This is a genomic window from Thermogemmata fonticola (assembly GCF_013694095.1).
GTDB classification, from domain to species: domain Bacteria; phylum Planctomycetota; class Planctomycetia; order Gemmatales; family Gemmataceae; genus Thermogemmata; species Thermogemmata fonticola.
This window is the reverse complement of the sequence record NZ_JACEFB010000007.1, coordinates 162,160-187,710: the sequence shown is the minus strand read 5'-3', so window position 1 is coordinate 187,710 and position 25,551 is coordinate 162,160. Positions and strand designations below refer to the sequence as shown.

The 25,551-nt window shown below is 63.6% G+C and carries 16 protein-coding genes; 10 read left to right on the top strand and 6 right to left on the bottom strand.

Features of this window, described 5'->3' with window-relative positions:
- The first annotated feature begins 42 nt into the window (after positions 1 to 42).
- Positions 43 to 1,182, top strand: a complete 1,140-nt coding sequence (locus H0921_RS11270; protein WP_194538182.1) for a pyridoxal-phosphate-dependent aminotransferase family protein — start codon at positions 43 to 45, stop codon at positions 1,180 to 1,182.
- Between the two features lie 268 nt (positions 1,183 to 1,450).
- Here H0921_RS11270 and H0921_RS11265 read toward each other — a convergent pair whose 3' ends face one another.
- The gene (locus H0921_RS11265) at positions 1,451 to 4,159 is read right to left on the bottom strand and encodes an ABC transporter substrate-binding protein (RefSeq protein WP_194538181.1); all 2,709 of its coding nucleotides are present in this window, start codon (positions 4,157 to 4,159) and stop codon (positions 1,451 to 1,453) included.
- A gap of 173 nt (positions 4,160 to 4,332) precedes the next feature.
- Here H0921_RS11265 and H0921_RS11260 point away from each other — a divergent pair, with 173 nt between their 5' ends.
- Positions 4,333 to 4,845: an amino acid kinase family protein gene (locus H0921_RS11260; protein WP_194538180.1), complete on the top strand. Its 513-nt coding sequence runs from the start codon at positions 4,333 to 4,335 to the stop codon at positions 4,843 to 4,845.
- Positions 4,846 to 5,022: 177 nt separating this feature from the next.
- On the opposite strand, the gene H0921_RS11255 is transcribed toward H0921_RS11260, so the two are convergent.
- The gene (locus H0921_RS11255; RefSeq protein ID WP_194538179.1) at positions 5,023 to 6,912 is read right to left on the bottom strand and encodes a borealin N-terminal domain-containing protein; all 1,890 of its coding nucleotides are present in this window, start codon (positions 6,910 to 6,912) and stop codon (positions 5,023 to 5,025) included.
- 33 nt (positions 6,913 to 6,945) lie between these two features.
- Complete coding sequence (locus H0921_RS11250) at positions 6,946 to 9,036, bottom strand: hypothetical protein (protein WP_194538178.1); 2,091 nt, start codon at positions 9,034 to 9,036, stop codon at positions 6,946 to 6,948.
- 321 nt (positions 9,037 to 9,357) lie between these two features.
- Here H0921_RS11250 and H0921_RS11245 point away from each other — a divergent pair, with 321 nt between their 5' ends.
- Positions 9,358 to 10,494: a TolB family protein gene (locus H0921_RS11245; RefSeq protein ID WP_194538177.1), complete on the top strand. Its 1,137-nt coding sequence runs from the start codon at positions 9,358 to 9,360 to the stop codon at positions 10,492 to 10,494.
- Positions 10,495 to 10,566: 72 nt separating this feature from the next.
- On the opposite strand, the gene H0921_RS11240 is transcribed toward H0921_RS11245, so the two are convergent.
- On the bottom strand, positions 10,567 to 11,118 hold the full coding sequence (locus H0921_RS11240) for a hypothetical protein (RefSeq protein ID WP_194538176.1): 552 nt from the start codon (positions 11,116 to 11,118) through the stop codon (positions 10,567 to 10,569).
- Positions 11,119 to 11,772: 654 nt separating this feature from the next.
- Here H0921_RS11240 and H0921_RS11235 point away from each other — a divergent pair.
- The 5 genes from H0921_RS11235 to H0921_RS11215 all read left to right on the top strand — a co-directional run bounded on the left by H0921_RS11235 (position 11,773) and on the right by H0921_RS11215 (position 17,258).
- Entirely contained in the window at positions 11,773 to 12,015 is a 243-nt protein-coding gene (locus H0921_RS11235) for a type II toxin-antitoxin system HicB family antitoxin (RefSeq protein WP_194538175.1), read from the top strand.
- Positions 12,016 to 12,021: 6 nt separating this feature from the next.
- The gene (locus H0921_RS18540; protein ID WP_194538174.1) at positions 12,022 to 12,321 is read left to right on the top strand and encodes a type II toxin-antitoxin system HicA family toxin; all 300 of its coding nucleotides are present in this window, start codon (positions 12,022 to 12,024) and stop codon (positions 12,319 to 12,321) included.
- Positions 12,322 to 12,670: 349 nt separating this feature from the next.
- Entirely contained in the window at positions 12,671 to 15,235 is a 2,565-nt protein-coding gene (locus H0921_RS11225; protein ID WP_194538173.1) for a PSD1 and planctomycete cytochrome C domain-containing protein, read from the top strand.
- Between the two features lie 266 nt (positions 15,236 to 15,501).
- On the top strand, positions 15,502 to 16,917 hold the full coding sequence (locus tag H0921_RS11220) for a DUF1501 domain-containing protein (RefSeq protein WP_194538208.1): 1,416 nt from the start codon (positions 15,502 to 15,504) through the stop codon (positions 16,915 to 16,917).
- Positions 16,918 to 16,946: 29 nt separating this feature from the next.
- A complete protein-coding gene (locus H0921_RS11215; RefSeq protein ID WP_194538172.1) occupies positions 16,947 to 17,258 on the top strand; it encodes a hypothetical protein in 312 nt (103 codons plus the stop codon).
- A gap of 40 nt (positions 17,259 to 17,298) precedes the next feature.
- Here H0921_RS11215 and H0921_RS11210 read toward each other — a convergent pair whose 3' ends face one another.
- Together H0921_RS11210 and H0921_RS11205 are read right to left on the bottom strand one after the other, a co-directional pair.
- Complete coding sequence (locus H0921_RS11210; RefSeq protein ID WP_194538171.1) at positions 17,299 to 17,841, bottom strand: hypothetical protein; 543 nt, start codon at positions 17,839 to 17,841, stop codon at positions 17,299 to 17,301.
- The gene (locus tag H0921_RS11205; RefSeq protein WP_194538170.1) at positions 17,838 to 20,483 is read right to left on the bottom strand and encodes a KTSC domain-containing protein; all 2,646 of its coding nucleotides are present in this window, start codon (positions 20,481 to 20,483) and stop codon (positions 17,838 to 17,840) included. Before H0921_RS11205 ends, H0921_RS11210 begins: the two co-directional genes overlap by 4 nt.
- Before the next feature lie 188 nt (positions 20,484 to 20,671).
- Here H0921_RS11205 and H0921_RS11200 point away from each other — a divergent pair, with 188 nt between their 5' ends.
- Together H0921_RS11200 and H0921_RS11195 are read left to right on the top strand one after the other, a co-directional pair.
- Positions 20,672 to 21,940 (top strand): efflux RND transporter periplasmic adaptor subunit, encoded by a 1,269-nt coding sequence (locus H0921_RS11200; protein ID WP_194538169.1) that lies wholly within the window; start codon positions 20,672 to 20,674, stop codon positions 21,938 to 21,940.
- Between the two features lie 28 nt (positions 21,941 to 21,968).
- Positions 21,969 to 25,544, top strand: a complete 3,576-nt coding sequence (locus tag H0921_RS11195; RefSeq protein WP_194538168.1) for an efflux RND transporter permease subunit — start codon at positions 21,969 to 21,971, stop codon at positions 25,542 to 25,544.
- The last annotated feature ends 7 nt before the right edge of the window (positions 25,545 to 25,551 follow it).

The window sequence follows — 25,551 nt, the reverse complement described above, 5'->3', positions numbered from 1 at the left end:
CTACAACAATCCGTGAAAGCAAACCGTGAGGAGAAGGAGAGCATGAAGAAGTCGCGGTTATTCACGCCGGGTCCGACACCGGTGCCGGAGGAAGTGCTGCTGGAGCTGGCGCGGCCTGTGGGGTATCACCGCAGTGCCGAAGCCAAGGCGATCCTGGGAGAGGTGGTGGCCGGCTTGCAATATGTGCTGCAGACGCAGCAGCCGGTCTATGTGCTCACCAGCAGCGGCACCGGAGCGATGGAAGCGGCGGTGACGAACCTGGTCGCGGCGGGGGAGAAGGTGATCCTAGGCACCGCAGGCCGCTGGGGGGAACGCTGGCGCGGCATCCTGCGGGCTTACGGGGCCGAGGTGGTCGCCGTGGAAGCGGCACCGGGGGAAGCCGTCACGCCGGAACGCCTGGCCGAAGCCCTGGAGCAGCACAGCGACGCCGTGGCCGTCTTCACCACCTTGTGCGAAACCAGCACGGGCGTGGGACATGACATCGCCGCCTTCGGGCAACTCCTGCGCCACCGCCGGGCCGTGCTGGTCGTCGATGGCATCAGCGGCATCGGTGCGATGGAGTGCCGCATGGACGCCTGGGGTATCGACGTGCTGGTGACTGGTTCGCAAAAAGCCCTGATGATGCCGCCGGGATTGGCCTACATCGCCGTCAGCCCCAAGGGATGGCAGAAGATCGAAACCACGCCGGTACGCAACTTTTACTTCGATCTGCGGCGGTACCGCAAAGCGCTGGCCGACGGGCCGGACACCCCCTTCACCCCCGCCAACACCCTGATCCGCGCGCAGCGGCTGGCCCTGGAACGCCTCCGCCGTGAAGGTATCGAGCAGGTCTGGTGCCGCCACGAACGCCTGGCCCGCGCTTGCCGTGCCGCCGTCCAAGCCCTGGGCCTGGAACTGTTCGCCCGCCGGCCTGCCAGTGCCCTGACAGTCATCCGCGTCCCGGCCAGCCTCGATGGCTCCGCCGTCCTGAAAAAACTGGAGAAGGATTTCGGCTTCAAACTGGCCGACGGACAGGACACCCTCAAGGGGAAAATCTGGCGCCTCAGCCATATGGGATATGTTGATCCGTTCGATGTGCTCGGAGCAATCGCCGCCCTGGAGCTGGTGCTGGCCCAAAGCGGCCTGAGTGTGGCGCTGGGGGCCGGAGTGGCCGCCTTCCAGCGGGCTTACGCCGCGGAGTGAACGTTCCCCTCGCCCCTCCCCCCGTTCTGCGCTCCGCCGCTCGCCGCTCAGCGTTTGTCCTCTTCCCGTCTCTCTCTTCGTCTCCGTGTCTCCCTGTCCTCCTCTATACCACTATTCGCCACTCACCATTGGCCCTACGGCTCGCCCTTCGCTTTCTTCCATCACTCACCATTCGGCATTCGCTATTCACCATTCGCCCTTTTCACTGCTCGCTGCTCGTCTTGGGAAACCGGGTCCGTGAAGAGCTGCCCTTCCCGTCGGCAGGCTCTTATTCCAGCCGCCAGTAGGCGATGCGTGTGAAGAGGGTGGTCGGATTGAGGGTGGTCGGATCGGCGGGGGTGGAGGTGTCGTAGAAGATGCGGAGCTGGCGGTGCACGGCGATGTGGCGGTCAAGCTGCCAGAGGGGAATGAAGGGGAGGGACTGGTTGAAGCGTTCGGCGATGTCGGCGGCACGCTGGGCGAGGGTGTCGTAGTCGCGGAATTGTTTGAGGTCATTGAGGAGCTGGCCGAGGCGGAGGTCTTCGGCATCGGGGTTGGTGTCGGGGTCAAGGAAGTGGCAGAAGTTGCGTCCGGAGCGGGTAGCCGCCGAGGGGTCGAGCAAGGCAGCCAGAGCGTAGGGATAGTAGTCATCCGGGTAGTCGAAGGGGATGTAGGCCAGGTCATAGCGGTGTTCTTCGTGGACGCGCACGAGCAGGTCGCGCATGGGGACCGGTTCCAGCTCCAGGGTCAGGCGTTTGTCAAAGAGAGTTTCGAGCTGGGTTTTCAAGCGGGTGCAGGCGGCGGCGGCCCGGGGATCATCCTGCGGATAGGAAAGCTGAAAGGCGGTGGTGGCGCCGGGTTCCGCCAGATACTCCTGGAGGCGCTGCACAGCCAGGTCGCGGTTGGTCAGGGACATCGGCTTGCTGCCGGCGGCCCAGGACTGCGGCGGGAACGGTCCTCCCATCACCCGGTGATACTTGCGGTTTTCCGGGGCGCTGCCGCGAAACACCTGATCGAGAATATCCTCCCGGTCGATCCCCAGGCTCAGCGCCTGCCGCAGACTCTTGCGCTGGAAGTAGGGGCGGCGCAGATTCACCGCCAGAATGTGGATGCGCCGATGCTGCGTCACGGTGACTACCTCCACCCGGTCAGCCAATCCCGACCCTGGCCCGGTGAACTGCGGCACATCGACCGTGGGAATATCGGGCAGCAGATGGAGGCGGCCATTGCGGAAGGCTTCGGTCACCCGCGGGAGATAGGGGTCCGTCGGCGAAGGGCGGATTTCCACGAGCCGGACTTCGCGAATCCGCGGCAGGTGGACGCGATCGGGACTGCGAGCGTAGAGGGGGTTGTCGAAGAAGATGACTTCGCGGGGCTGACCGGGCGGAGGTTGATCCACCCGGGCATGCAAGCGGTAGGGTCCGGTGCCGAAGGGTCGCTGGGCAAAATCCAGATCGTCCGCCGCCTTCCCCTGCTGTTGCAGCCAGCGTCCCGGCAGCAGTTTGAAGGTGAGTAAGGCCCGCGGATCGGGATGCATCTGGGCCAGAAACAGGCGGACCGTGGCGGTGTCCCGCGGTTGCGGCGGCTCCGGCGCCAGCCACAAGAGCGGCCAGGCGGCCCAGGTGTGCGGCTGACGGCGCAACAGTTGCACCGTCGCCACCACATCGTGACTGGTAAAACTGGTCCGAGGGTCCCCTTCGCCGGGACTGATCCGCAAGGTGCATTCGCGCCCGCCGGGCAACAGCCGGGGCATCGCGCGCAGGGCCGCCGGTTCATAGCCGATCAGGCCGCTGCTGTCCCGTACTTCCTCCAGCAGACCCTCGAAGAGCAGCTCCACTGCTTGCTTTTCGCTATCGAGCAGGGCAAGGGAAGGACTCATGTAGCGCGGCAACTGCCAGACCCCCACAGAGAGCACGGGGTAGCCGAAGCGCAGCTCGCGCTGCAATTCGCGCAGGTCTTCCAGATTGGGGTCCAGGGCCGCCGCACGGGCCAGCTCGTCGCGGGCGGTGGGCAAGTCCCCCACTTCCTTTTTCTCCCGTGCTCGCTGGAGGGCTTGCAGGGCCATCTCCCGCAACTGGCCGCGCAGGCGCTGCACCGCCTCGCCGGGTGTGCCGGGAAAGCGCGCCTGGTAATCGTCGAGCAGCTCGCGTGCCCGCACATGATCCAGATGCTGCGGCGATTGCAGGAGCCGCTCCGCTTCGCTCAGGCGCACGGCGGCTACCACCTGGGCCACCTCCGCATCCTGCGGGTACGCCTCGCTCACGCGCCGGCTCAGCTCCCGCAAGCGGACCATGTCCCCGCTGCGTTGGGCCAACTGCACCGCTTCTAACCGCACCTGCCGCAAGCGGCTCGCCAGGGGACTGCGCAGCGGTTCCCAGCCCCGCCCCCGCCGCAGGTTCCGCTCCCGCGCATAATCGTGAAACCGCAGCGCCGCCGCCAGCAACTGCTCCGCCACCAGGTAATCGTCCAGCGACGGCTTCCCCTCCTTCCCCCCCAGCAGTTTCTCCACATCCGCCAGGACCAGGGCCTCGAAATACTCCAACTGCCGCACGTCCTTGACCGCCACGCCCCGCTCCGCCAGCGGCTGACCTGTGCTGTCCAGCGGCGTGACCCGGATATACGCGGCCCCCTTCCACTCAGAGCGGTGAATGGGCACGGGACGAATCCGGCTGACTCCCCCGGCCTCCGTCAAACTGTCGAAGGGAACGCGGTACTTCTGCAACAGGGCCTTGTGCTGCGGCTGGGATGCCGCCACCGCCGCCCGCTCCAGCTCGTCGAGTTGCACATCCGGCGGGTGGCTCACGGTGGCCGCGGGGCGCCGCGTCGGCGGTAGATCATCCTCGACCACCACCTTGCGCTTGACCCCCCCTTTCGGGTCCTCCTTCTCCTCGACCGGGGGCAGCGGAACCTGAGCGATAGCCGCCGCCGTCACGAGCGCTCCCAGCACGGCCCCCCACCGCTTCGCCGAACGGAACGCCCAGCTTCTCCATTCCCGCATCGCATCGCCCTCCTGCCCAACCGGCTTTGCGCCCCAGTGCTGCCATTGTACCATACGCCTCTGCTTTCTGCTTCCGTTCCGCAGCAGCTCGGCCTACAATACTCCGCACCTTCCGCGCAGGCAGCCGGCCTGCCGCCTGGCATAGACCCCAACCTCCCGCGAGATGCCAACCCATGATCATCCTCAAAGTCGGCGGCAGCCTCTATGATCTTCCCGATCTCGGACCACGTTTGCGAGCTTTTTTGCAGTCTTTATCACCTGATCCTATACGAATTATGCCAGGCGGAGGAGATTTAGCTGATGTTATTCGGATGTTGGATCGAATTCACGGACTGGGGGAAGCGGCGGCGCACGAATTGGCGATGGACACTCTCCGCATCGCCGAGGCGTTTTTGCGCCGCCTGCTGGGACCAGCCATGCCCCCCTCCGCCCTGGACGGCCTGGAGCTGGGTTCCTGGCCGCGGAGCTGGGACCTCACCTCCGACTCTCTGGCCGCCCGCGCCGCCTGGCAGCATCGCGCCAGCCGCCTGATCCTGCTCAAATCCGTGGACGTTCCCCCGCAGACCTCCTGGCAGGAAGCCGCTGAGCGCGGCTGGGTGGACCGCTTCTTCCCCCGCGCGGTCGCAGGCGCCCCCTTCCGCATCGAGACCGTCAACTTCCGCCGCTGGAACGCCGAACAGCCGTGATACCTGGCGAACCGCCGTGCCCCCCGGCCCGCCTGGTGTCAGGGAATCGTCACCTTTCGCCGTAGCCGGCTCACCCCCATACAGGTCCCGTGAGAAATCCTGCTTATCGAGATGTAAAATAAACTTTATCCAAACAAAGAATATCTGTATATATCACAGAGAGGATCGGCACAAATGTTAGCTTTCAGACGGGGGAGGCTTGGCGGCGGCGGAGGACGCGGATTCCGGCGGTTTACGCTCAGCGGCCACCCCGTCCAGATGAAGCAGCCGCTGCACCGCTTCCCACTGGGGATCGTGCAATTCCAGGCGCAGCATCGCCTGCTGCTGCCACTGTTTCGTCACAGCGTCGATCTTTTGACGGAAGGAGCTTGCCAAGTGCTCCACGAGGCGGCGGCGCGTGAACCCCGTCAGGGCGATCATGGCAATCAAGGCCACGGGAATCACACTGAGAATGAAGCTGGTGAATATCATGGAAAAATCGGGACGAGGGAAATCACTCCATGATACGGGTTCTCCGCGAAAGACTTGCCATAGAGTTTCAATGTATTGCCGATAGATGACCACAACAGGTCCAGAGAAGAAAAAGAGAAAGGCGAGGGTAGCGAAGAGGGCGAAGAGCCAGGGGGAGCGGCGGCGGGCGGTGTGCTCGGCTAACGTCTGCTCCAGGAGAGAGCGGCAGCGGTTTTGGAACTCGTCTAGCCCGGCGATACGGACCTTAACTTCTTGGTAGGAATCCTGTTCCGGTCGGACTTCCTCGTCGCGCCAGGCGGCCAGGGTCTGCCGCAAGCGCTGGAGCGGCACGGCCAAGGCTTCGCGGGCCTGCTGCTGGAGATACGCCGCCAAGGGCAGCCGCTGCCGGGCCATAGCCTTCCCCATCGTGCGCACATTCTTCCAAGATTGCCACACCACGGCGACTAGTGATGGAATACTGCCTGTCAATGTAAAAATCAGGCGATCCCAAGCATTGGATGTCAATATAAGAAGTCCTAAGATGGAACGATAGGGGAAACACCAAGGCGGTGTATAGTGGAAGATATGGGCGCGGAGGCGGACGCGCACCAGGGCGGCCAGGGGGACATCCTCACCGAACATCTGGCGGGTCAATTGCGGCGGGAGGCTGTAGAGGGTGTCGTCGATCTTGGCCAGGATCGGCTGAAGGCGCTGGCGGAACTCCTCCAGATGTTGTTCAACGCTGCGGCGGAGTTGCTCGTGCCGGGCGTGGATTTCCGCCTCCAGCGCCTGCTGACGCTGCTGGGAATCCGCTAAAAGAGGCGTCAATGTATCCTGCAATAATTTCTGTGTGTAAGTGATCGCTTGATTAGGATCATGAGGGGCATAGCAATCCGCATCGGGAATCCAGAGGGGTGAGAGGAGACGGGTGGCGGGGGCAGCCTGCTGCCAAAGCTGGTAGTGATGGAGAACATCCTGGTAGGTTTGTTCGCGGGGCTGGGTCTGTCCCGGCTGATTGCGGAAGCGGATGGCGGGGAGGACGCGGGCAGCCGGAAGCTGGCGGAGGAGTTGCACCACACCGGCGTCGCGGAGGGATTCCTGAGGCAACACGAGGATTTTCAGGGCGGCGGAGGCCAAGGCCCGGCGGTGGAGACGCTCCGCGGCTTCCCCATAGGTAGAAAAGCCAGGGGCATCGCCCAGGCAGTACGGCACGCCCAAATCGAGCATCTGCTCGGCAGAGGCGGGGAGATACTGCTCCCCTTCTTCCCGTTGCGGCGGCGGCTGGGGGCCGATCCAGAGCAGATGGGCCGAGCGATCCGCGGAGTTCTGGCCGCTGGGAATGGCCGAGCGCAAAGCGGGATCGCGCAGGAAGCAGCGCGCCAGCCACCCTTTGCCGGACGCCGTGCGCCCCAAAAGCACCACGGACACTGCCACGGTCGCGGTCCGCGCTAGCAGCAATTGCGCCTCCTCCAGTACCTGGCGGCAGAGCTGCCGAATGGCCGGCGCCGGCGGATGGTCCCCAAAGACCTGGTGCACCGCGGCCAGCACCTGCTCGCACCACTGCCGGAGTTGGGCGAGCGCAGCAGAGGAGGGGGAGCGCGCAGGAGGAGCAGACATAACCGATTCCTTTCCCCAAAAGCCAACGAGGGATCACGGGAGAGAGCGGCGGGCGTTTTCCCAGGCCTGGCGGCCCGGACCTGTCCAGTGCCACAGCCCGATGTTCGGCAAGGGGTGGCACACCCGCAAGGAGGGCACTGCGACTTGCGGCAGTGTGAATGGTCGCCGCTGCTCGCCTCGCCCAAAGGTCACGGTCAGCGGCTGGTCATCGAGGCGGTGCGGCAGTCCGAAGGCGTCACAGGCCAAGGTGAAAAATGCCGACAGATAGGGAAGCGAGTTATGCTGGATCAGTCCGGCGTAGCAGACGGCCAAGGCGGTTCCAGTCCCGATAGCCCCGACCGTCAGGGCGCCCAGGCCTGGAATGGCCGAAGCCACCGCCGCGGAGAAGGAATAGCCGGCCATGAGTGTCGCTCCGCCGTCAATCGCCGCCGTGGCCAAGCCCGCCACCGCTGCCATGCTTCCCAGAATCGACAGCGCGCTGCGCCAGCCTACCCCTGCCGGGGCATGCCGCCAGAAATCCTCCGCCATCGGCCGCAAATCCGCCTCGCTGACCTGATGCTCGAAGCGCCTCAACTGCTCCAGCACCTCCTTCCAGAGATACTCCAATCGCTCCATCGGCCAATCCGCAGGCACCCACCGCTGCTGGAGACTGCGCTGGGCCAACTCCGCGGCATCCACAAATCCCCCCGCCCAATGCTGCAAGTGGCTCCGCCATTGCTCCGCCTGGTGTCTTAATCCTGATAACGGTATCATCTTGCGGACCAATTCCACACCGCTATGGATTCTGTCATGGAACCAATTCGCCATCTTAACATACCAGGGGGCCTGTTCCATGATGACTTTGTTGAGCTTTTCCTGGAAGGCAAGATTGTAGATTTGGATGGGTTCGCCGCGTTGATCCTGGAACAACTCCAGGCAGAATTGCAGCAGGCCCTGCCAGGCGGAGCGGGTGGTCTTTTCGCACTTCTGCCGCCAGGTGTCGAGGCTGTCCAGAAGGGCGGCGATCTGCTGGCGGAGTTCTGTCACTGCCGAGTCAATCGCTGCTTTTTGCAACTCGGCCGGCGGAAGCTGCTGGAAGAGAGCTGCCAATCCCACCGTGGCCGGTGCGGCGTGAGGATCAGCGGCGGTGTTGGCATCGAGGCGGAAGAACACCGGGGACTTTCCCGCCTCGTCATTCGGCAAAGAGGCTTTGTCCTTCTGCAAGGAAGCCGGTGTGTATCGCTCCCAATTGGGAATATCAAAGTCCATAGCAACGTAGATGTCCTGGATATGGTATTTTTCACGGATTCTTTGGATATCCTCATCTTGAAGAATTGCGGATAAGGCATCCGGTTTGGGACGGACTTTGTTAATGAGAAGAAAGATGGGGACTTGAGCCATGACTTGGCGGAGGCGGTGGAGGAACTCTCCGACGAGCCGGTCGCGGACCTGACTGCGTTCCCAGACCAGGAGGAAGGCGGAGCAGAGGCGGGCGGCCTGGGTGACAAACTCTAGGCGGCGGTTGGGCGGGGGCGAGGATGAGCCAAGGAGCGCCGCGGGGGAAGCGGGGGGATGGTCCTCGGTCTGCACATCGGGGCAATCGAGCAGGGCGAAGTGCTGGAGCTGCTCGTCGTAAGCGACGAGGGGGACGGGGATGAGCGCAGGGTTTTCCCGTCCGCTACGGTACTGCTGGAAAGCAATCTCCGGCTTCTCGTGGAGCGGTTCAGGGGCGTGGCCGTGGGCTTGGGCCAGCCAGCGCAGGAGGGCTTGGTAGCGCTGCTCGTCCTGCTGCCAAGCGCGGGGGAACCAGTACACAAAGCGATGCGTGCCGAAGGCCTCCTCCAAGCCGCGGGGCAGACGGCAGCGTCCCGCCGGACTGAGAAAGCGCGCCACCACGCTCGACTTGCCCGCGTTGAGTTCCCCCAGCACGCCGAGGATGGGCGTGGCGGCCATCTCCAGACGCTGGCGGCACAGTTCCGCCTGGGCATCCACCTCCTGCACACGCTGCCGTTGACCCAGAGCGTCCAGAGCTTGCTCTAGCGTCCTCACCACCGGTGGAGGCGGTGCCGTGCGCCCCAGGACTGGCGCCTGGCGCAGCTTCTGCCACTCCTGCAAAACCTCTTCGAGACCCTTGTGACGGAACATCGACGGAGAAATCCTATCCAACCCCCAAAAGACGCCAGTGTGAAAACTCTTCCACAACATCTAGTCAGGAAAGTTATTATGCTGCATAGTAGGCCTCATGCAAGCGTATCATGCATTGTGCCCTCCGCGCCACGGCGGCGAAAGCGGCCGCGGAAGGTAGCAGCGAAAGGACCAGCGGCGGGAGAAGCGGACGGCGGGATTCTCCAAACGCACCGGCGTAGCCAGCGGCCGCCCAGCCGCGACAATGACCATGACGGAAGAATACGGACGCTCCAGACAACCTGAGGAGGAGCGGGAATGAACGGGAGGAACAGAGCCGGAATGCCCTGGGGTGAGGCAGCGGGAAGGGTGGGAGGCCGGGGTCCTCGCTGGAAGCGGACCTTCGGCTCCTTGCTGGTGCTGGCCGTGGGCGTGCTGCTAGCCGGGGTGGCAGGCCATCGAGCCGAGGGACAGACACCGCCGAAGTCTACGGCGGGGGACTGGGTCCAGGCCGAGGCGCGGTACCTGCGCAACATTCGCCAGGTGACTTTTGACTACGTCCGCGCCGGGGAAGGATACTTTTCCCCCGATGGGACCAAAATCATCTTCCAGGCGGAGGAAAAGGGGACGGGCAATCCGTTCTATCAGATTTTCGTTCAAGACCTGGCAAGCGGGCGGGCCATTCGGGTCAGTCCGGGGGTGGGGAAGTGCACCTGCGGCTACTTCCGGCCCGATGGCAAAAAGATCATCTTCGCCTCGTCCCATAGCGATCCTGAGGCGCGCCAGCACCAGGTGGCGGAGTTGCAGCGCCGCCTCGAGGAACAGAACAAGGGCATCCGCCGGCGCTACTCCTGGGACTTTGACCCGCACATGAAGATTTACGAGGCCAACGTGGATGGGAGCGAGCTGCGCTGTCTGACGCCGCAGGCCAAGGTGTACACCGCCGAGGGAAGCTACTCCCCCGATGGGCGGCAGATTGTGTACGCCGCCGGTAAGGCGGGCGACGTGCAGATTTACATCATGAATGCCGACGGCAGCGGCGCCCGGCAGGTCACTCAGGCTCCGAATTGCTACAACGGCGGCCCCTTCTTCAGCCCCGATGGGAAAAAGATCATCTTCCGCGCCGACCGCCAGGAGAAAGACCGCCTGCAGCTCTACGTGATCAACGTCGACGGCACCGGCGAAAAACAATTGACCCGCAACAACACCTGGGTCTACTGGGCGCCGTATTGGTACAAGGACAGCAAGCACATCATCTGCACGGCGGCGGACCACGCCAATGAGTTCGTCCGTCCCAATTACGATCTCTACTGGATGAACATCGAGACCGGGAAGATGACACGGATCACCTACGCTCCGGGCCAGGACGTGCTGCCGGTGTTCAGTCCGGATTATCGGAAGGTGCTCTGGACGAGCAGCCGGGATGGCCGCAGTTCTCCGCAGTTGTATCTGGCCGACTTCACTCCGCCGGAGGATTAGCCGGGCCTCAGGTAGGGTGCTGGCCGCTCTCTTGTGCTAGCCGTTTGTTGGACTGGCTGCTGCCCTGAAGTGTCAGCAGATGATGGGCGGACCGGGCGGGGTCTGGCGGCGGAGTTCCTCCCATTCCTCCCGCACTTTGCGCAGGCCAAGAGCGCACAGCTCGAATTGCTCGCTCAGACGGCGGAATAGCCCGGCTTGTTCGTCGTGATGTTCCGCCTCTTCCAGCCGGCTGGTGATGAGGTAGCTGCGCTTGCCCTGATAGGTGTAGCTGACCAGGGCATCCTTGACGGCCTGGCGGCGATGCTGATCCAACGCTTCGGGATAGACGCCGGTCCAGAAGAGGGCGAAATCGCCGATGTGACGGTAGTATTCGCGCTGGGTGCGCCCTCCAGCGGGGAGCTGCTCCGCTTCCAGGACCATATCCACCAGCTCGGTCAGGGGCCGGCCCGCCGCACTGCGCAGGCGGTAAATGGTGTCAAAGTGAATGAACCGGGCCAACAGCAAGGACAGATAATCGGTCAGGCGCGGATCCGCCACACCCAGATGCGCGAAAAAAGCGTGTTCAGTCAGTCCCGAAAAGAGGCGGCGCAGCGGATGGCTTTCTGGCGGCTCCCAAAGGATCATGGTTCCCGTCCCGTGACATTTCACCCTGAAGCGAAATCTCTCGTAGCTCTTCGATAGTCACAGTTCCGCTCGGCCCACCACCGACCGGAATCCCTGACGGCTTGTACCATTTTACCCTCTTATCGTGCAAGAGAGGGACATAATCTCCCATTTTCTGCTGCCGTTGCTCCTGAGGGGGTGAAGGACCTGCCGGACTCACGGCCTGGAAGGAAGGCCCTGGCTCCGCCCAGCCGGTTCCCCCATCGGATGACCCACTCGCCGCCGGACACCTCCCACTCCGATCGGGAGCAGATCCATACTGAGACTGAGCAGGGGGACGGGAAGGAACCGCACGGGGGAAGCGGCTTGGACGGACGGCCCAAAGAAACCGCAGGCGGTACAATGAGGACTGATAGGAAGGAAGACGTCTCCAACGGGAGCTAGGCGAGGAGGCCGGGGCGCAAGGGAGCAAACCGAGATGGCCAGGCCAGGAACGATCCAGGAATAACCCTGATCCGCCGCTGGGTCACGACATTGCGGTTCGGAGGTCTGTTTGGTCTGGAAATGGATCGGACCTGAGTGTCCCGCCTGATTTGGTCTCGCGGCCTGATTGGTCTTGCTGCCTGAACCGAGTAGGACAAGCGACTCATGGCTAGAGGCTCGGGAGAGGGAACCATGCCGAAGCGACTGACAGCGATCATTCAGCGGGAAGGGGACGGTTATGTCGCCCTGTGTCCCGAACTGGACATTGCCAGTCAAGGGGAAACGATCGAATTGGCCCGCGATAATCTCCAGGAAGCCCTGGAGTTGTTCCTGGAATCTGCTTCTCCTGAGGAGATCGCCGAGCGCCTCCAGCGGGAAGTGGTGGTAACCCGGGTCGAAGTAGCCGATGATTGGGTTCCTAGCACCATGAAGTGATCCAGTTTGCCGTGGTGCGAATCCAGCCCCGTTGCGAGGGGTAAGCTCCGGGTACTATCGGGTCAGGAAGTCTGCCTGATTCTGGAACGGCACGGTTTCCGCCGCCTTCGACAGCGCGGCAGTCACATTGTCATGCAAGGGGTGAGCCCGGCAGGAAAAACAACCACAGTGCCAGTTCCGAACCATAAGGAATTGCGTACCGGCACACTCTTGTCGATCATCCGACAGAGCGGCGTACCCCGAAGCGAGTTCGAGGAGCGACCCCGCCGGGTCGAATATCGGGGGGAAGTACCGCTCAGAAGGTAATGCGGAAGGCTCCACGTCGTTAACAAAGGCAGGGCTAAGGGAATGATACCTCGAAACGGTCTTGGCGGCGGCCCAGCGGCGGGCACAGGAAGCAGCCTGGGCGGCGACGAGCGTAAGAGTTTCCCTACGACTCGGCGGAGGGGCTTTTTGGTTGCACAAGGGAAGGGTATGGGATTACAATAAATAGCGGTTGAATCAATCCCCCCCGAACGGGACGGCCCGGTGCCGCGGCAGAATCTGGACGTGCTGCGGTCTGCTTCCCGCCGAGTGAGGCCGTCCTCTGGTAATTGCGGTCAGTTGGTCATTGCGGTCAGTGTTCCTCGCAGGGTGGAAGAGAAGGAGCGGTGCCATGCGAAGCCAAGCGGTACCGAGCGCAGGGGTTGTAGGTACGGGCGTGCTTCTGGTGGCGGCGGTCTGGACCGCGGGCGGATTTTGGAAGGCCAGCGTGGCGGCGGATACACCGGCGGCTCACCCCGCTTCCTCCCCGGCAGCGCAGACATCTTCCTCTCCGGCATCCTCCTCGGCTGCGTCGGCGGCATCCTCCACCCCGGCGACTTCTGCTTCCGCCGTGCAGACTGCGGCCAATCCGGCAGCTTCCCCCCGTCCCCGCAAGGTCGATTTCCAGCGGGACATTCGCCCGATCTTGGCCACGCATTGCTATCCCTGCCACGGCCCCGATGGGAACGCACGCAAGGCGGACCTGCGGCTGGATCGGCGGGACGACGCCGTGGCGGCGGGGGCCATCGTGCCGGGCAAACCGGAGGAAAGCGAGTTGTGGCGGCGGATTACTGCCAGCGATCCCGCGGAGCGGATGCCGCCGAGCGGGGCCAAAAAGCCCCCCCTCACGCCGGAGCAGCTTGAACACTTCCGGCAGTGGATCGCCGAGGGAGCGGTGTATACGGAGCACTGGTCGTTTGCCAAGTTGGAGCGGCCGGCGGTGCCCGTGGTGCAAGGCGTGCGCGACGTGCAAGGCCAGCCCTGGCCGATCCGCAATCCGATCGACGCCTTCCTGGCCTACCGCTGGCAGCAGGAGGGAGTCGCCCCCTCGCCGGAGGCAGACCGGATCACCTTGATCCGCCGCTTGTCGTTCGACTTGCGCGGCCTGCCCCCCACCCCGGAGGAAGTCCAAGCCTTCCTGGCGGATCGCTCCCCGGACGCCTACGAAAAGCTGGTCGAACGCCTGCTGGCTTCGCCTCACTACGGGGAACGCCTGGCCGTCTGGTGGCTGGACCTGGTCCGTTACGCCGACAGCATCGGCTATCACAGCGACAACCCGATGAACGTCTCGCCGTACCGGGATTATGTCATCAAGGCGTTCAACAGCAACAAGCGGTTCGATCAATTCACCATTGAGCAACTGGCGGGGGACCTGCTGCCGCAGCCGAGCCGGGAGCAACTGGTGGCGACGGCGTACAACCGCCTGCTGCAAACGACGGAGGAAGGCGGAGCGCAGGCCAAGGAGTACATCGCCAAGTACGCGGCGGATCGAGTGCGGAACTTCGGCCAGGTCTGGCTCGGCGGCACGCTCCTGTGCGCGGAATGCCACAATCACAAGTACGATCCGTACACCATGGTCGATTTCTACTCCATGGCGGCGTTTTTTGCGGACATTCAGGAAGCGGCGGTGGGGCGGCGGGAACCCGGCATGCTCGTACCGACCCCGGAGCAGGAGCAGCGTCTGGAGCAGTTGCGCAAGGAAGAAGCCGAGGCCCAAAAGCGGTATCGCACCGCTTTGGGGTTGATCCCCGCGGCAGCCCTGCGGCGGGAACGCGAAGCGTGGCAGCGAGCCGAAGCCGCCCGGAGCGGACTGGAAAACACCATCCCCCGCGTGCTCATCACCATCAGCGGCCCGCCGCGCACCGTCCGCCTGCTCCCCCGCGGCAACTGGCAGGATGACAGTGGGCCGATCATGGAACCGAAAACACCGGCCTTTTTGCCCCCGCTGCCGCCCCTGCCCCCCGGCCAAAAGCGCTACACCCGCCTGGACCTCGCCCGCTGGGTCGTCGCCCCGGAAAACCCCCTGACCGCCCGCGTCATGGCTAACCGCCTCTGGAAACTCTTCTACGGCCGAGGAATCGCCCGCTCCCTGGAAGAATCCGGCACGCAAGGGGAATGGCCCACCCACCCGGAACTGCTCGACTGGCTCGCCGCCGAGTTCCAGAAAACCTGGGACGTCAAGCATTTGGTGCGCCTGATGGTCACGGCGACCGCCTACCGGCAAAGCGCCCAGGAACGGCCCGATCTGCGCGAACGCGATCCGCTTAATCTGCTCTGGGCGCGGCAGAATCGCTTCCGCCTCGATGCGGAGTTCGTCCGGGATACAGCCCTGGCCATCAGCGGCCTGCTCGTACCCCAGATCGGCGGGCCGAGTGTCAAGCCGTACCAGCCCCCCGGCTACTGGGCCGCCCTGAACTTCCCGCCGCGGGAATGGATCAAGGACAGCGGAGACAAGCAATACCGCCGCGGCCTGTACACCCACTGGCAGCGGACCTTCCCCCATCCGGCGATGGTAGCCTTCGACGCTCCCAGCCGGGAGGAATGCACCTGCGAGCGGCCCCGCTCCAACATCCCGCAGCAAGCCCTGGTCCTGCTCAACGACCCCGAATTTGTGGAAGCAGCCCGCGCCTTCGCCCAGAAAGCCCTCGCCGAAAGCGGACCTGACGACGCCCAGCGCCTCCGCTGGATGTTCCGCCGCGCCACCTCGCGCGAACCTCAGGAGCCGGAGGTGCACATCCTCCGCGAACTGCTCCAGAAGCACCGCCAGCATTACCAGGCCCAGCCGGAAGAAGCCCGCCGACTGCTGAGCGTGGGAGACCATCCCGCCCCTCAGACCATCCCCCCGGCGGAAGTGGCCGCCTGGACCAGCGTCGCACGGGCCTTGCTTAACCTCCACGAAACCATCACCCGGCCCTGACACCGTGGCGACAACCTCCATGCCCCAAACCAAATGCGTTACCCCGGAGGCCAACCCAACGGAGAAGATGACGGAGCGATCGCCACCCGCCGTCACACCAGAACAGCATGACACCATGACAAGAGGATAAGAGGCATAATTTCGGGAGAACTGGAAAAGCCATTGGATCAAGGTCAACTCCGCGGAGGCAGGCCGAGGTGTGCCCCGAAGAAGTCGGGCCAGGCCGGTCCGCCTCAGGCCTGCGTTAGGGAGGTCCGGTAATGATGATGCCGATGCCACAGTTGCAGCAGGTGCGCTTGTTACAGCGGCGGACGTTTCTGGCTCAGACCTGCCGGGGCGTGGGGGCCGTGGCTTTGGCCAGCCTCTTGGAGCGGCAAGCGTCCGCCTTGCCGGGAGTGTTGCGCCAACCGCATCATCCGCCAAAGGCAAAGCGGGTCATTTTTATGGTCATGGCGGGGGGAGCGAGCCATCTGGAGCTGTTTGACAACAAGCCGGAATTGGCCCGCCGCCACGGCCAACCCATGCCGGAGTCCATCACCAAGGGGCAGCCGATCGCCCAGTTGCAAGGCGCCAAGCTGATCTGCTTCGCGCCGCAGTGGGGGTTCAAAAAGCACGGACAGGCCGGTATCGAAATGAACGAGTTGTTCGTGCACCTGCCCCAGGTGGCGGATGACCTGTGCATTGTCCGCTCGCTGTATACGGAGGCGATCAATCACGATCCGGCCCACACGTTCATGAACACGGGAAGCACCGTGTCCGGCCGGCCGAGCATGGGGAGCTGGATCACCTACGGCTTGGGGAGCGAATCGGACAATCTGCCGGGTTTTGTGGTACTCACCTCGAACGGTCGAGGCGGACAAAATCAACCGATCGCCTCGCGGCAGTGGAGCGCGGGGTTCCTGCCGGGGAAGTATCAAGGGGTGCACCTGCGCAGTCAGGGCGATCCGGTGCTTTACCTAACCAATCCGCCGGGCGTGGACCGACCGCGGCAGCGGGACGTACTCGACGCTGTGCAACAGCTCAATCGCCGCTACAACCCCCTGGTGGACGACCCGGAGATCGCCACACGGATCGAGCAATACGAGCTGGCCTTCCGCATGCAGATGAGCATCCCGGAGCTGATGGACCTGCGGGACGAACCGGTGCAGATCCTGGAGATGTACGGGACCAAAGGGGCGGATGGCTCCTTCGCTGCCAATTGCCTGCTAGCCCGGCGGCTGGCTCAACGCGGCGTCCGCTTCATCCAGCTCTACCACCGCGACTGGGACCACCACGGCAGCATCAAACCGCAGATCAAGCTCAAAATCGAGGAGATCGACCGGCCCTTAGCCGCCCTGATCAAGGACCTCAAGCGCCTGGGCATGTTCGAGGAAACGCTCCTGGTGCTGACCGGCGAGTTCGGGCGCACTCCCATGTCCCAGGGAGGCAGCGGCCGGGACCACCACATGAAAGGCTTCTCGGTGCTGCTGGCCGGCGGGGGGATCAAGCGCGGCCTCACCTACGGCGCCACCGACGAGTTCGGCTACCATGCCGCGGAAAACCGCATGTCCGTCCATGATCTGCACGCCACCATGCTCCATCTTCTGGGGATCGATCATGAACGGCTCACCTATCGCTTCCAGGGCCGGGATTACCGTCTGACCGATGTCCACGGGCGCATCGTGCGGGACATCCTGGCCTAGTCCGGGAGCAGTTCCCCGGAACCGCCAGCGTGTGCGGGAAAGCTGACGGAGGCGGTTGCTGCGGTGTCAGGACGGGCGAGCGGTTCCGCCATTGCGCGGCCCGCGTGTTGCGCAGTTGGCTCGACCCGGAAGGTGGTCCGGAAGAAACACGTCTGGCTTTACCGCCGGACCCGGATTTAGCCCGGGATTTGCTGGCGGTCCGTTACGCCTTACGGGCCCAGGGGATCACCGTGGAATCGAAGGATGATTTGCGCAAGCGTCTGGGTCGGTCCCCCGACGCCGGCGATGCGGTCGCTCTGGCTTGCTGGGTACCACCACGCGCCGCACTGGTTATGCTCTAAGCTCTAAGCTCTAAGCACAAAGCAGGGAAAGAAATGCTGGCTATTTCTGTGGCAAAAGAGCCAATGCCGCCGCCAGTTCGCTGTCATGACGATCCAGCTCGGAATAGCCGTCTTCGTCTGGCTCCGTACTCAACTCACTGCGAGGGGTCAGTAGCAGGCCGGCTATCTCCACCAGCAGCACGGCCCGTTCCTTCACCGGCCGCCACGCCTCCTCTCCCCGTTGGGCATGGTCAGCCAAGCGCACAATCAGCGGACGTGCCGAGAACAACCGGTCCTCTCTTTTTTCCCTTTCCTCTTCGGGAGCATTGTATCCTATGCCGATGGTAGGGTTGTCGAAGACTCGGCACAGCACAGTTTCCAGGAATTGTTCCGCCTCATCCGGCCATTCCTTGGCCCGCTGAAAGCAAGCGATAAGGTCCCGTTCCACCTCGGCGGCTGGGACGGTCTGGTCATGTTCGATAAGGGCCTGGAGGGCTTTCCCCAGCGGACCATGCTGCCGGGCCCACCAGCAGAACTCACCCCAGTTGTACACGACCCCCGCAGGTTCTCGACCGTTGAAGTAAAAGTAGACCTCAGAACTCATCGCTTTTTCCTCGGGGCTGGGCGTTGCTTGCTGCCTTCATGCTGACGTAGCAGCTCCTCCGCCGCATCGTAATCCCCCGTTTCCATATGTCCTATCAGCTGCATCAGGACTTCGGGGTTGCCCAGTTGAGCCGCCCGTTTGGTCAGCTCCAAATGCCGCTGGTGCCGCTGAGACAGTTCCTGGTGCCGGCGTTCGGCTTCTTGTCGGGCCTGTTCGGCTTTGTCGGCTCGTGCCGCGTGATAGGCGACCATATCGAGGTGTTCTTTCCCCGTACTGCCGCCCCGGAACCGCACGACGCTGGCCACGAAGTCGGCTGTCTGCTTCATTTCCCGCTCAGCGTGCTCTTCAAGTTTGATACCGACTTTCTCCGCATAGTCTTCGTACTTGACCATGCGAAGGTATTCTTGCAGTCGTGCATCCGACTGTCTCATCAGTTGGGGATTTTTCACCAGGTCCTCCGGGCTGTGCAAGCCGTGAATCTTGATCGGCATCGCATGCTGCAAAGGGTCAAAACCCCAAGAGCGCAGCTGCTCGGGTTGTGCTATAGCCAGAATATCCGGCGGAATCTCTGCTCCCTTTGGAATCTGTATCTTCTTCCCTGCACGGTAAGTCTTTTTACCTAGCGTAATTTCCTGGTTTGGCGGCACGGTGAAGGTGATATCCTCAGTTGCATGAAGCTTAGTATACTTGGTCGTGCCGCCTAGTAAAGCATAGTAGGCGAACCCATAATCTTTCTCCTGGCCGTGCACATCGACCCCGGCGTGGTAAACCACCATACGCGGGACACCCCGGGCTACACCTTGAGTGACATAGTGGTCGTCGGGATCGTTCGGACGATAGGCGAGGAAGTCACATTTCTGCCGCAGCGAGGCGCGATTTTCATCAAAATCCCCAACCTTGGACTGGCCAAAGGACGTTTTCGTGTCAATACCGATCACGACTTTCGTACCGTCGGCCGTTTCGTAAAGTGTCTGACCACTGCTGACATCGATGGCATGTGTGCCGCCGTGGTGAATGTAACCGTTGTCGACGGCAATGGCATACATGACTTCGTAGGCAACGACGTTATCGGAATTCCATTTCCGTCTTCCGTCTTTCTCTTGTGGGATAACGCTCAAAATGGCGGCGTTCGCCAGTTGCGCGTAGTCTGCGGACCATTGCTCTTGGGGCACGATCAATTGACTGAGCGTTGCGGAAAGTTGCTGAGCTTTTTGTCGGCGTGCCTGGGTGACAATCCGTCGAATATCTTCGTGCTGCAAAGCCAGTTCGGTGAGGGCGTCGATGTCTGTGGCGGTCCACCGTCGGTGCGCATCATGTCGCAGCTGGCGATTGATGGAGCGGCCCACGCTGGGCGAACTCAGAATGCGCCGAACCTGTTCCGGGCTTACTCCCTCGTAGGCGATAAAACGCGGATCAGAGCGGCCCCGCCATTTTACCGTCAGACGTTGCTTTGCCGCATCATAGTGGACGTGAGAAATTGCAGAAGAACCTGGGGTGGCATGCCAGCCGCTTAGATCCGTCTTTTCGTCTTGATGCGCGTCGGGTGCATGGGCTCGCACTGGCACAACGTGCTGACCGACCTGAATGAGCGTGTACCATTTTCCGTCTTTCCCTTGCCAGACTTCCCCAACCCGGTGTTGCGACTGCGACGGCGGCGTGGGCGATTTCGCTTTCTTTTGACTAGACAGGGCTTTCTGCACCAGTGCCAGCGCTTTGGGAACATCCCCTTGGGTGTGAGCCGTGGCCGCCAGAAAGAGTGCCCAAACCCAGTCCGGATCGGGATGTTGATCCAGAAGGTCGGCCAGGTGTTCGTACCAGACCCGCTGAGCCATGGCCTTTTCGTGTTTCCGCCCACGTAACCGTCTGGCGATGCCGGTGGCGATGTGAGACGCAGCTTCGACGTTTTCCGTTACAGTCTGACGCAGGACTCGCCGGGCCGCCCGCCAGACCGCCAAAGGATTACGCACTGTGGAATAGGCCAGATAAACGGCCGAGGCGGAGGGTAACACCGCAGCCGCTTTACCGGCAACAGGACCTAAGGTGGCCAGAGCCATCCCGCCCGTTACATATCCCCCCACGAAATCCGCCCAGTAAAGCGACTGACGGAACGCCTCGACTTTTTCTGGCGGCCAGCCACGTTCCCGACCCACTCCCGCCGCAATGACCTGTGTCTTTTTCGCCGCATAAAGCGCGACATGCTCCAAGGCATGAAAGGTTTCCACCGCCAACGATTTCAGATGCAGTAACGCCCGGCCGGCTCGCCACTGTTTCAAGACTTCCTGCAATCGCTGCCAACGGCTCTCCGCTTTGTGACGAATCTGCTGAATGGCCTGACGGGAAAGCGATAGTTTTTCCTGGACATGCCGACTGATAGCCGTCAGAGCGTCCCGCAGTTTCTTTTTCTTACCCGCGGATGTTTCAGGACGACTGGCCGTCTGATCGCTTTCCAAGGAGCGTGTGTCGCGAGCCGAGGATGAACTACCGGAGCCAGCGCTGCTATCACCGCGAGTGGACTGGGCTGCCGGTCGGGCCGTGGTCGTTGCGGAAGATTCGCTGACGACCACGGGAGTCAGCCGACCAGCCCGGTTGCGCCCCTTGGAGCTGTTGGCAGGTGGAGGTTGGCCAAGGCGGTGTTTCCCCATCCGTTCCGCCCAACCGCAGCCGGAAATGGCGCATCCGACTCTTGCCCGCCAACACCGGAGGCATGCTTGACCCACCGGAGGCATGCTCAACCCACGGTAGCGGTAGCGGCGTCCCGTAAGATCGCCGGGCCGGCGTGGTATGAGAGTAGCGTAAGGGGAACCCCCGCTTCAACCGAGGGAACTTGACGATGGGGCGACACAGCGCAGTCATGGCAGCCGGTCTGGCAACAGCTCTGCTGCTGAGCCTGGGATGTGCGCGGCCAGCGGTGGAACCCGCGCCGACCCCGCCGCCGGTGGTGACCGTGGCCCAGCCCCAGGTCCACATCCTGTGCGACTACGAAGACTTCACGGGCCGAACCGAGCCGTACCGCCTGGTGGAAATCCGCGCCCGCGTCACCGGATATCTGGAACGGGTCTATTTCCAGGACGGCCAGGACGTGGAGGCGGGCGCGCCGCTGTTCCAGATCGACGCCAGCATTTACAAGGCGGAGTACGAGCGGGCCGCGGCTGCGCTCCTGAAAGCCGAGCGGCATTTGGAGACCATGCGGCTCAATTACGAGCGGGCCAAGTATGCTTACGAGCGCAACGCCACGGCCAAGGAGGCGTATGATCAGGCGGTGGGGGAACTGGCGGAAGCGGAGGCGGATGTGGCGGCGGCCCGCGCCGCCCGCGACCTGGCGGCGACCAACCTGGCCTTCACCCGCATCAGCGCCCCCTTTGCCGGCCGGCTCAGCCGCCGCTTGGTCGATCCCGGCAACCTGGTCCGCGCCGATGACACCATCCTGACCACGCTCGTGGCCCTGGACCGCCTCTACGCCACCTTCGATGTCGATGAGCGGACGGTGCTGCGCTTCCGCAGCATGATCGCCAAAGGGGAATACACCTCGTCGCGGGAACGCCCCCGGCCCGTCTACATTGGCTTGGCCACCGATGAGGAGAGCTTCCCCCTGGCGGGCCGAATCGTCTTCACGGACAACCAAATTGACAGCAGCACGGGCACCCTACGCATCCGGGCCTTGCTGGAGAATCCCCGCATCACCCGTCCGCCGTGGTACATGCTCTCGCCGGGCCAGTTCATCCGGGTGCGCCTGCCGTTGGGGCCGCCCCATCCCGCGGTGCTCATTCCGGAAAAGGCCATCGGCACAGACCAGGGACAGAAGTATGTTTTTGTGCTCAATGCGAAGAACGAGGTCCAGCGGCGGAACGTGCGCCTGGGCGCCCGCTATGGAGCTTGGCGGGTGATCGAGGACAAAGTACTGTCACCGGAGGACCGGGTGATTGTGGAGGGCTTGCTGCGGGTGCGTCCGGGGGTAGTAGTGCAGCCGAAGGTGGCGGAGCTGCCGCCGCTGCCGGAGTTTTTCCTGCCGCCGGAGGAAGTGGCGGATGTGGCGCCGCCGCCACGGCCCGCCGAGCTAGCCCTGCCGGTCCGCACCCCGCTGCCGGCGGACCTGCGCTAAAGCCGCTGCCTTCACCTCTCGCACCGCTATGATCGCGCGCTTTTTCATCGACCGGCCCATCTTCGCCACCGTGCTTTCCCTGGTCATCACCCTGGCGGGAGGTCTGGCCGTGACCACCCTGCCGGTGTCGCAATTCCCGGAGATCGCCCCGCCGACCATCCAGATCGACTGCAACTATCCCGGCGCCAGTGCTTTGGTGGTGTCGCAGACGGTGGCCGCCCCCATCGAGCAGCAGGTCAACGGCGTGGAAGACATGCTGTACATGAACTCGCAGTGCACCAGTGACGGCAGCTACACCTGCACGATCACCTTCAAGAGCGGGACCGATCTGAACCTGGCGCAGGTGCGGGTGCAGAACCGGGTGAATCTGGCCCTGCCGCAGTTGCCGGAGGTGGTGCGCGCCACGGGGGTGACCGTGCGCAAGCGGTCGCCGGAGCTGCTCTTGACCATCGGGCTGACCTCGCCGCCGGAACCGGACTATCCCCAGGGGCGTTACGATCAGCTCTATCTGAGCAATTACGCCCTGCTGTATTTGCGGGACGAGTTGCAACGGCTGCCGGGGATCAGCGACGTGACGATCTTCGGCCAGCGGGACTACGCCATGCGGGTATGGCTGGACCCGGAAAAACTGGCGGCTTTGCACCTGAGTGCCAGCGACGTGGTGGCGGCGATCCGGGCGCAGAATCTGCCGCTGGCAGCAGGGCAGTTGGGCCAGCCGCCGGTCCGACCGGATCAGCCGTATCAGTTCCCCCTGACCGGTGTGGGTCGGCTGGTGGAACCGGCAGACTTCGAGCGGATCGTGCTCAAGGTCGGGGAAGGAGGCCAGCTCGTCCGCCTGCGGGATGTGGCGCGTGTGGAGATGGGAGCCCGTGCCGAGGATGTCAGCAACCGGTTCGATGATCGGCCGACAGTCAGCTTAGCCATCTTCATCCTGCCGGATTGCAACGCCCTGGAGACAGCGGCGGCGGTTCTGGAAACGATGGCGCGGCTCAGCCAGGATTTTCCGCCCGGCTTGCACTACGAAGTCGGCTACGACACCACCCCGTTCATCCGCGAGTCGATCCGGGAAGTGTACCGCTCTCTGGGGCACGCGATCCTGCTCGTCGGTCTGGTCGTGCTGCTGTTTTTGGGATCGTGGCGGGCGGCCTTGATCCCGCTGGCGGCCGTCCCCACCGCCATTGTGGGCACCTTCGCCGTCATGTACGCCGCCGGCTTCTCGGTCAACCTGCTGACACTTTTCGGCTTGATTCTGGCCGTGGGGATTGTGGTCGATGACGCCATCGTGGTCGTGGAAGCGGTGCAGCATCAACTGGAGCTGGGTTACCCTCCGCGGGAGGCCACGCAGCGGGCGATGGATCAGGTCACCGGCCCGATCATCGCCATTGGCTTTGTCCTGTCGTTCGTCTTTTTCCCCTGCATTTTCATTTCGGGAATCGTTGGTGCTTTTTTTAAGCAATTTGCTTTGACCATTGCGTCGGCGACGTTGATTTCCACGTTCAATTCGTTGACGCTCAGTCCGGCCCTGTGTGCCATTCTGCTGCGGGGTCCGGGAGCGAAGCGGCCGGCGAGCGGGTGGCGGCGGGGGCTGCTCCTGCCTCTGTTGCCCCTGCGTCTGGTCAACAGAGCATTTCAGGGCCTGTTTCAGGCCTCCGGCCGCGGCTATGTCCGCCTGGTGGGCTGGCTGCTGCGCCTGCCGGTTTTGGTCCTGGCCGCCTACGCCGCGATCCTGGCGAGCGGCTATGCCGCCTGGCGGTCGCTACCCATCGGCTTCATTCCGCAGCAGGACAAAGGGTATCTCATCTGTAGCATTCAGTTGCCGGATGCCTCCAGTGCCGAGCGGACGCGCCAATTCATCTCGCGGATCAGCCAGATCGCGTTGAATCTGGAGCTGGAAGACGAAGCGGGGAACAAGGTCAAGCCGGTGCGGCATGTCAGTGGGGTGGCGGGGAACTCGTTTGTGCTGAGCGCTTATGGTTCCAACTTCGGGTCGATGTTTGTGATTTTGGAGAGTTTCGAGCGGCGGCGTTCGGCGAAGCTGAGTGCGGATGCGGTGGCGGCGGCTTTGCGGCGGGAGTTTGCCCGCCAGGCGCCCGAAGCGATTGTGAATGTGTTCGGGGCGCCAGCGGTACCGCGCCTGGGCCGGGCCGGCGGCTTCCGCCTCATGATCGAAGATCGCGGCGATGTCGGACCGGAAGCCCTCCAGGGCCAAACGGATAACTTTATCGACAAAGCCAATCAGCAGAAGCAACTGGTGGGGCTGTTCACGGTGTTCAAGGCCAGCTCGCCGCAGTGGTTCATCCGGGTGGATCGGGCGGCCTGTGCGGCGCGCGGGCTGGAGCTGAGCCAGGTGTACGAGACGCTCCAGGCGACGATGGGGAACCGCTATGTCAATGACTTCAACCGCTTTGGCCGGACCTGGCAGGTGAATGTCCAGGCGGAGCCGCACTTGCGGGACCAAATCGAGGACATCAAGCGTCTGCGGGTGCGCAACCGCTGGGGCCAGATGGTGCCGCTGGGCGCGGTGCTCCAGGTGGAAGAACGGAGCGGCCCGCTGGTGATCACCCGCTACAACATGTATCCGGCCGCCACGGTCAACGGGAATATCGCCCCAGGGGTGAGTACGGGGGAAGCCATCGAACTGGTGGAAAAGCTGGCGCAGCAGGAGTTGCCCAGCCGCCTCGCTTACGAATGGACGGAGCTGACCTTCCTGGAGAAGCAGTCGCGCAACACAGGCATGGCGGTCTTTGCCCTGTCCGTGGTGTTCGTGTTTCTGGTGCTGGCGGCGCTGTACGAGAGCTGGCTGTTCCCGCTGGCGGTGATGCTGGGGGTGCCGGTGTGCGTGGCCAGTTCGCTTTGGGCGGTGTGGCTGACCGATCCGTCCTCCGCCGCCGCGACGGTCCAGCAGTGGCTGGGGGCCTCCGGCAGTTGGTGGGGGCTGGGGGATTGGCTGGTGCATGCGGCCCGGTGGTGGGATGAGCAGTGCATCGCTCCGCTGCAGCGGGGTCTGACCCGGTTGGGGATCCGCAATCAGGACGTGAACATCTTCACGCAAGTCGGGTTCGTCGTGCTGGTGGGCCTGGCCTGCAAGAATGCGATTCTGCTGGTGGAGTATGCGCGGGAGGCACGGCTGCGAGGGCTGAGCCGGCGGCAAGCGGTGCTGGAAGCCTGTCAGTTGCGTTACCGCCCGATCCTGATGACCTCGGCGGCGTTTATCTTCGGGGTGCTCCCGCTGGCGGCGGCGCAAGGGGCTGGGGCGGAAATCCGCCAGGCGATCGGGGTGGCGGTCCTCGGCGGCATGCTCGGCGTGACGTTTTTCGGCATCCTGTTCACGCCGGTATGGTTCGTCGTGGTGGATCGGCTGGCGCAATGGAGCGGCTGGCAGAGCCGGGTTACCCGTTGGCTTTCCAAGCTGCTCTGGTGGGGCAGCGGGGTGGGGCTGGTGCGCTGGGCGGTCAGCCAGGGATACCGCTGGCTGATGCAAGTGGGGCAGGGGTGGCGGCAGCGACTGGCTGGTGTCACTTCCCTGGCGGGGAAGCGGCCCATCTCCGGGAAGCCGCCATCAGGATCGGCGGCGACGCCGACGCCTCCGTCCTCGACCTCCTGAAGCCGCC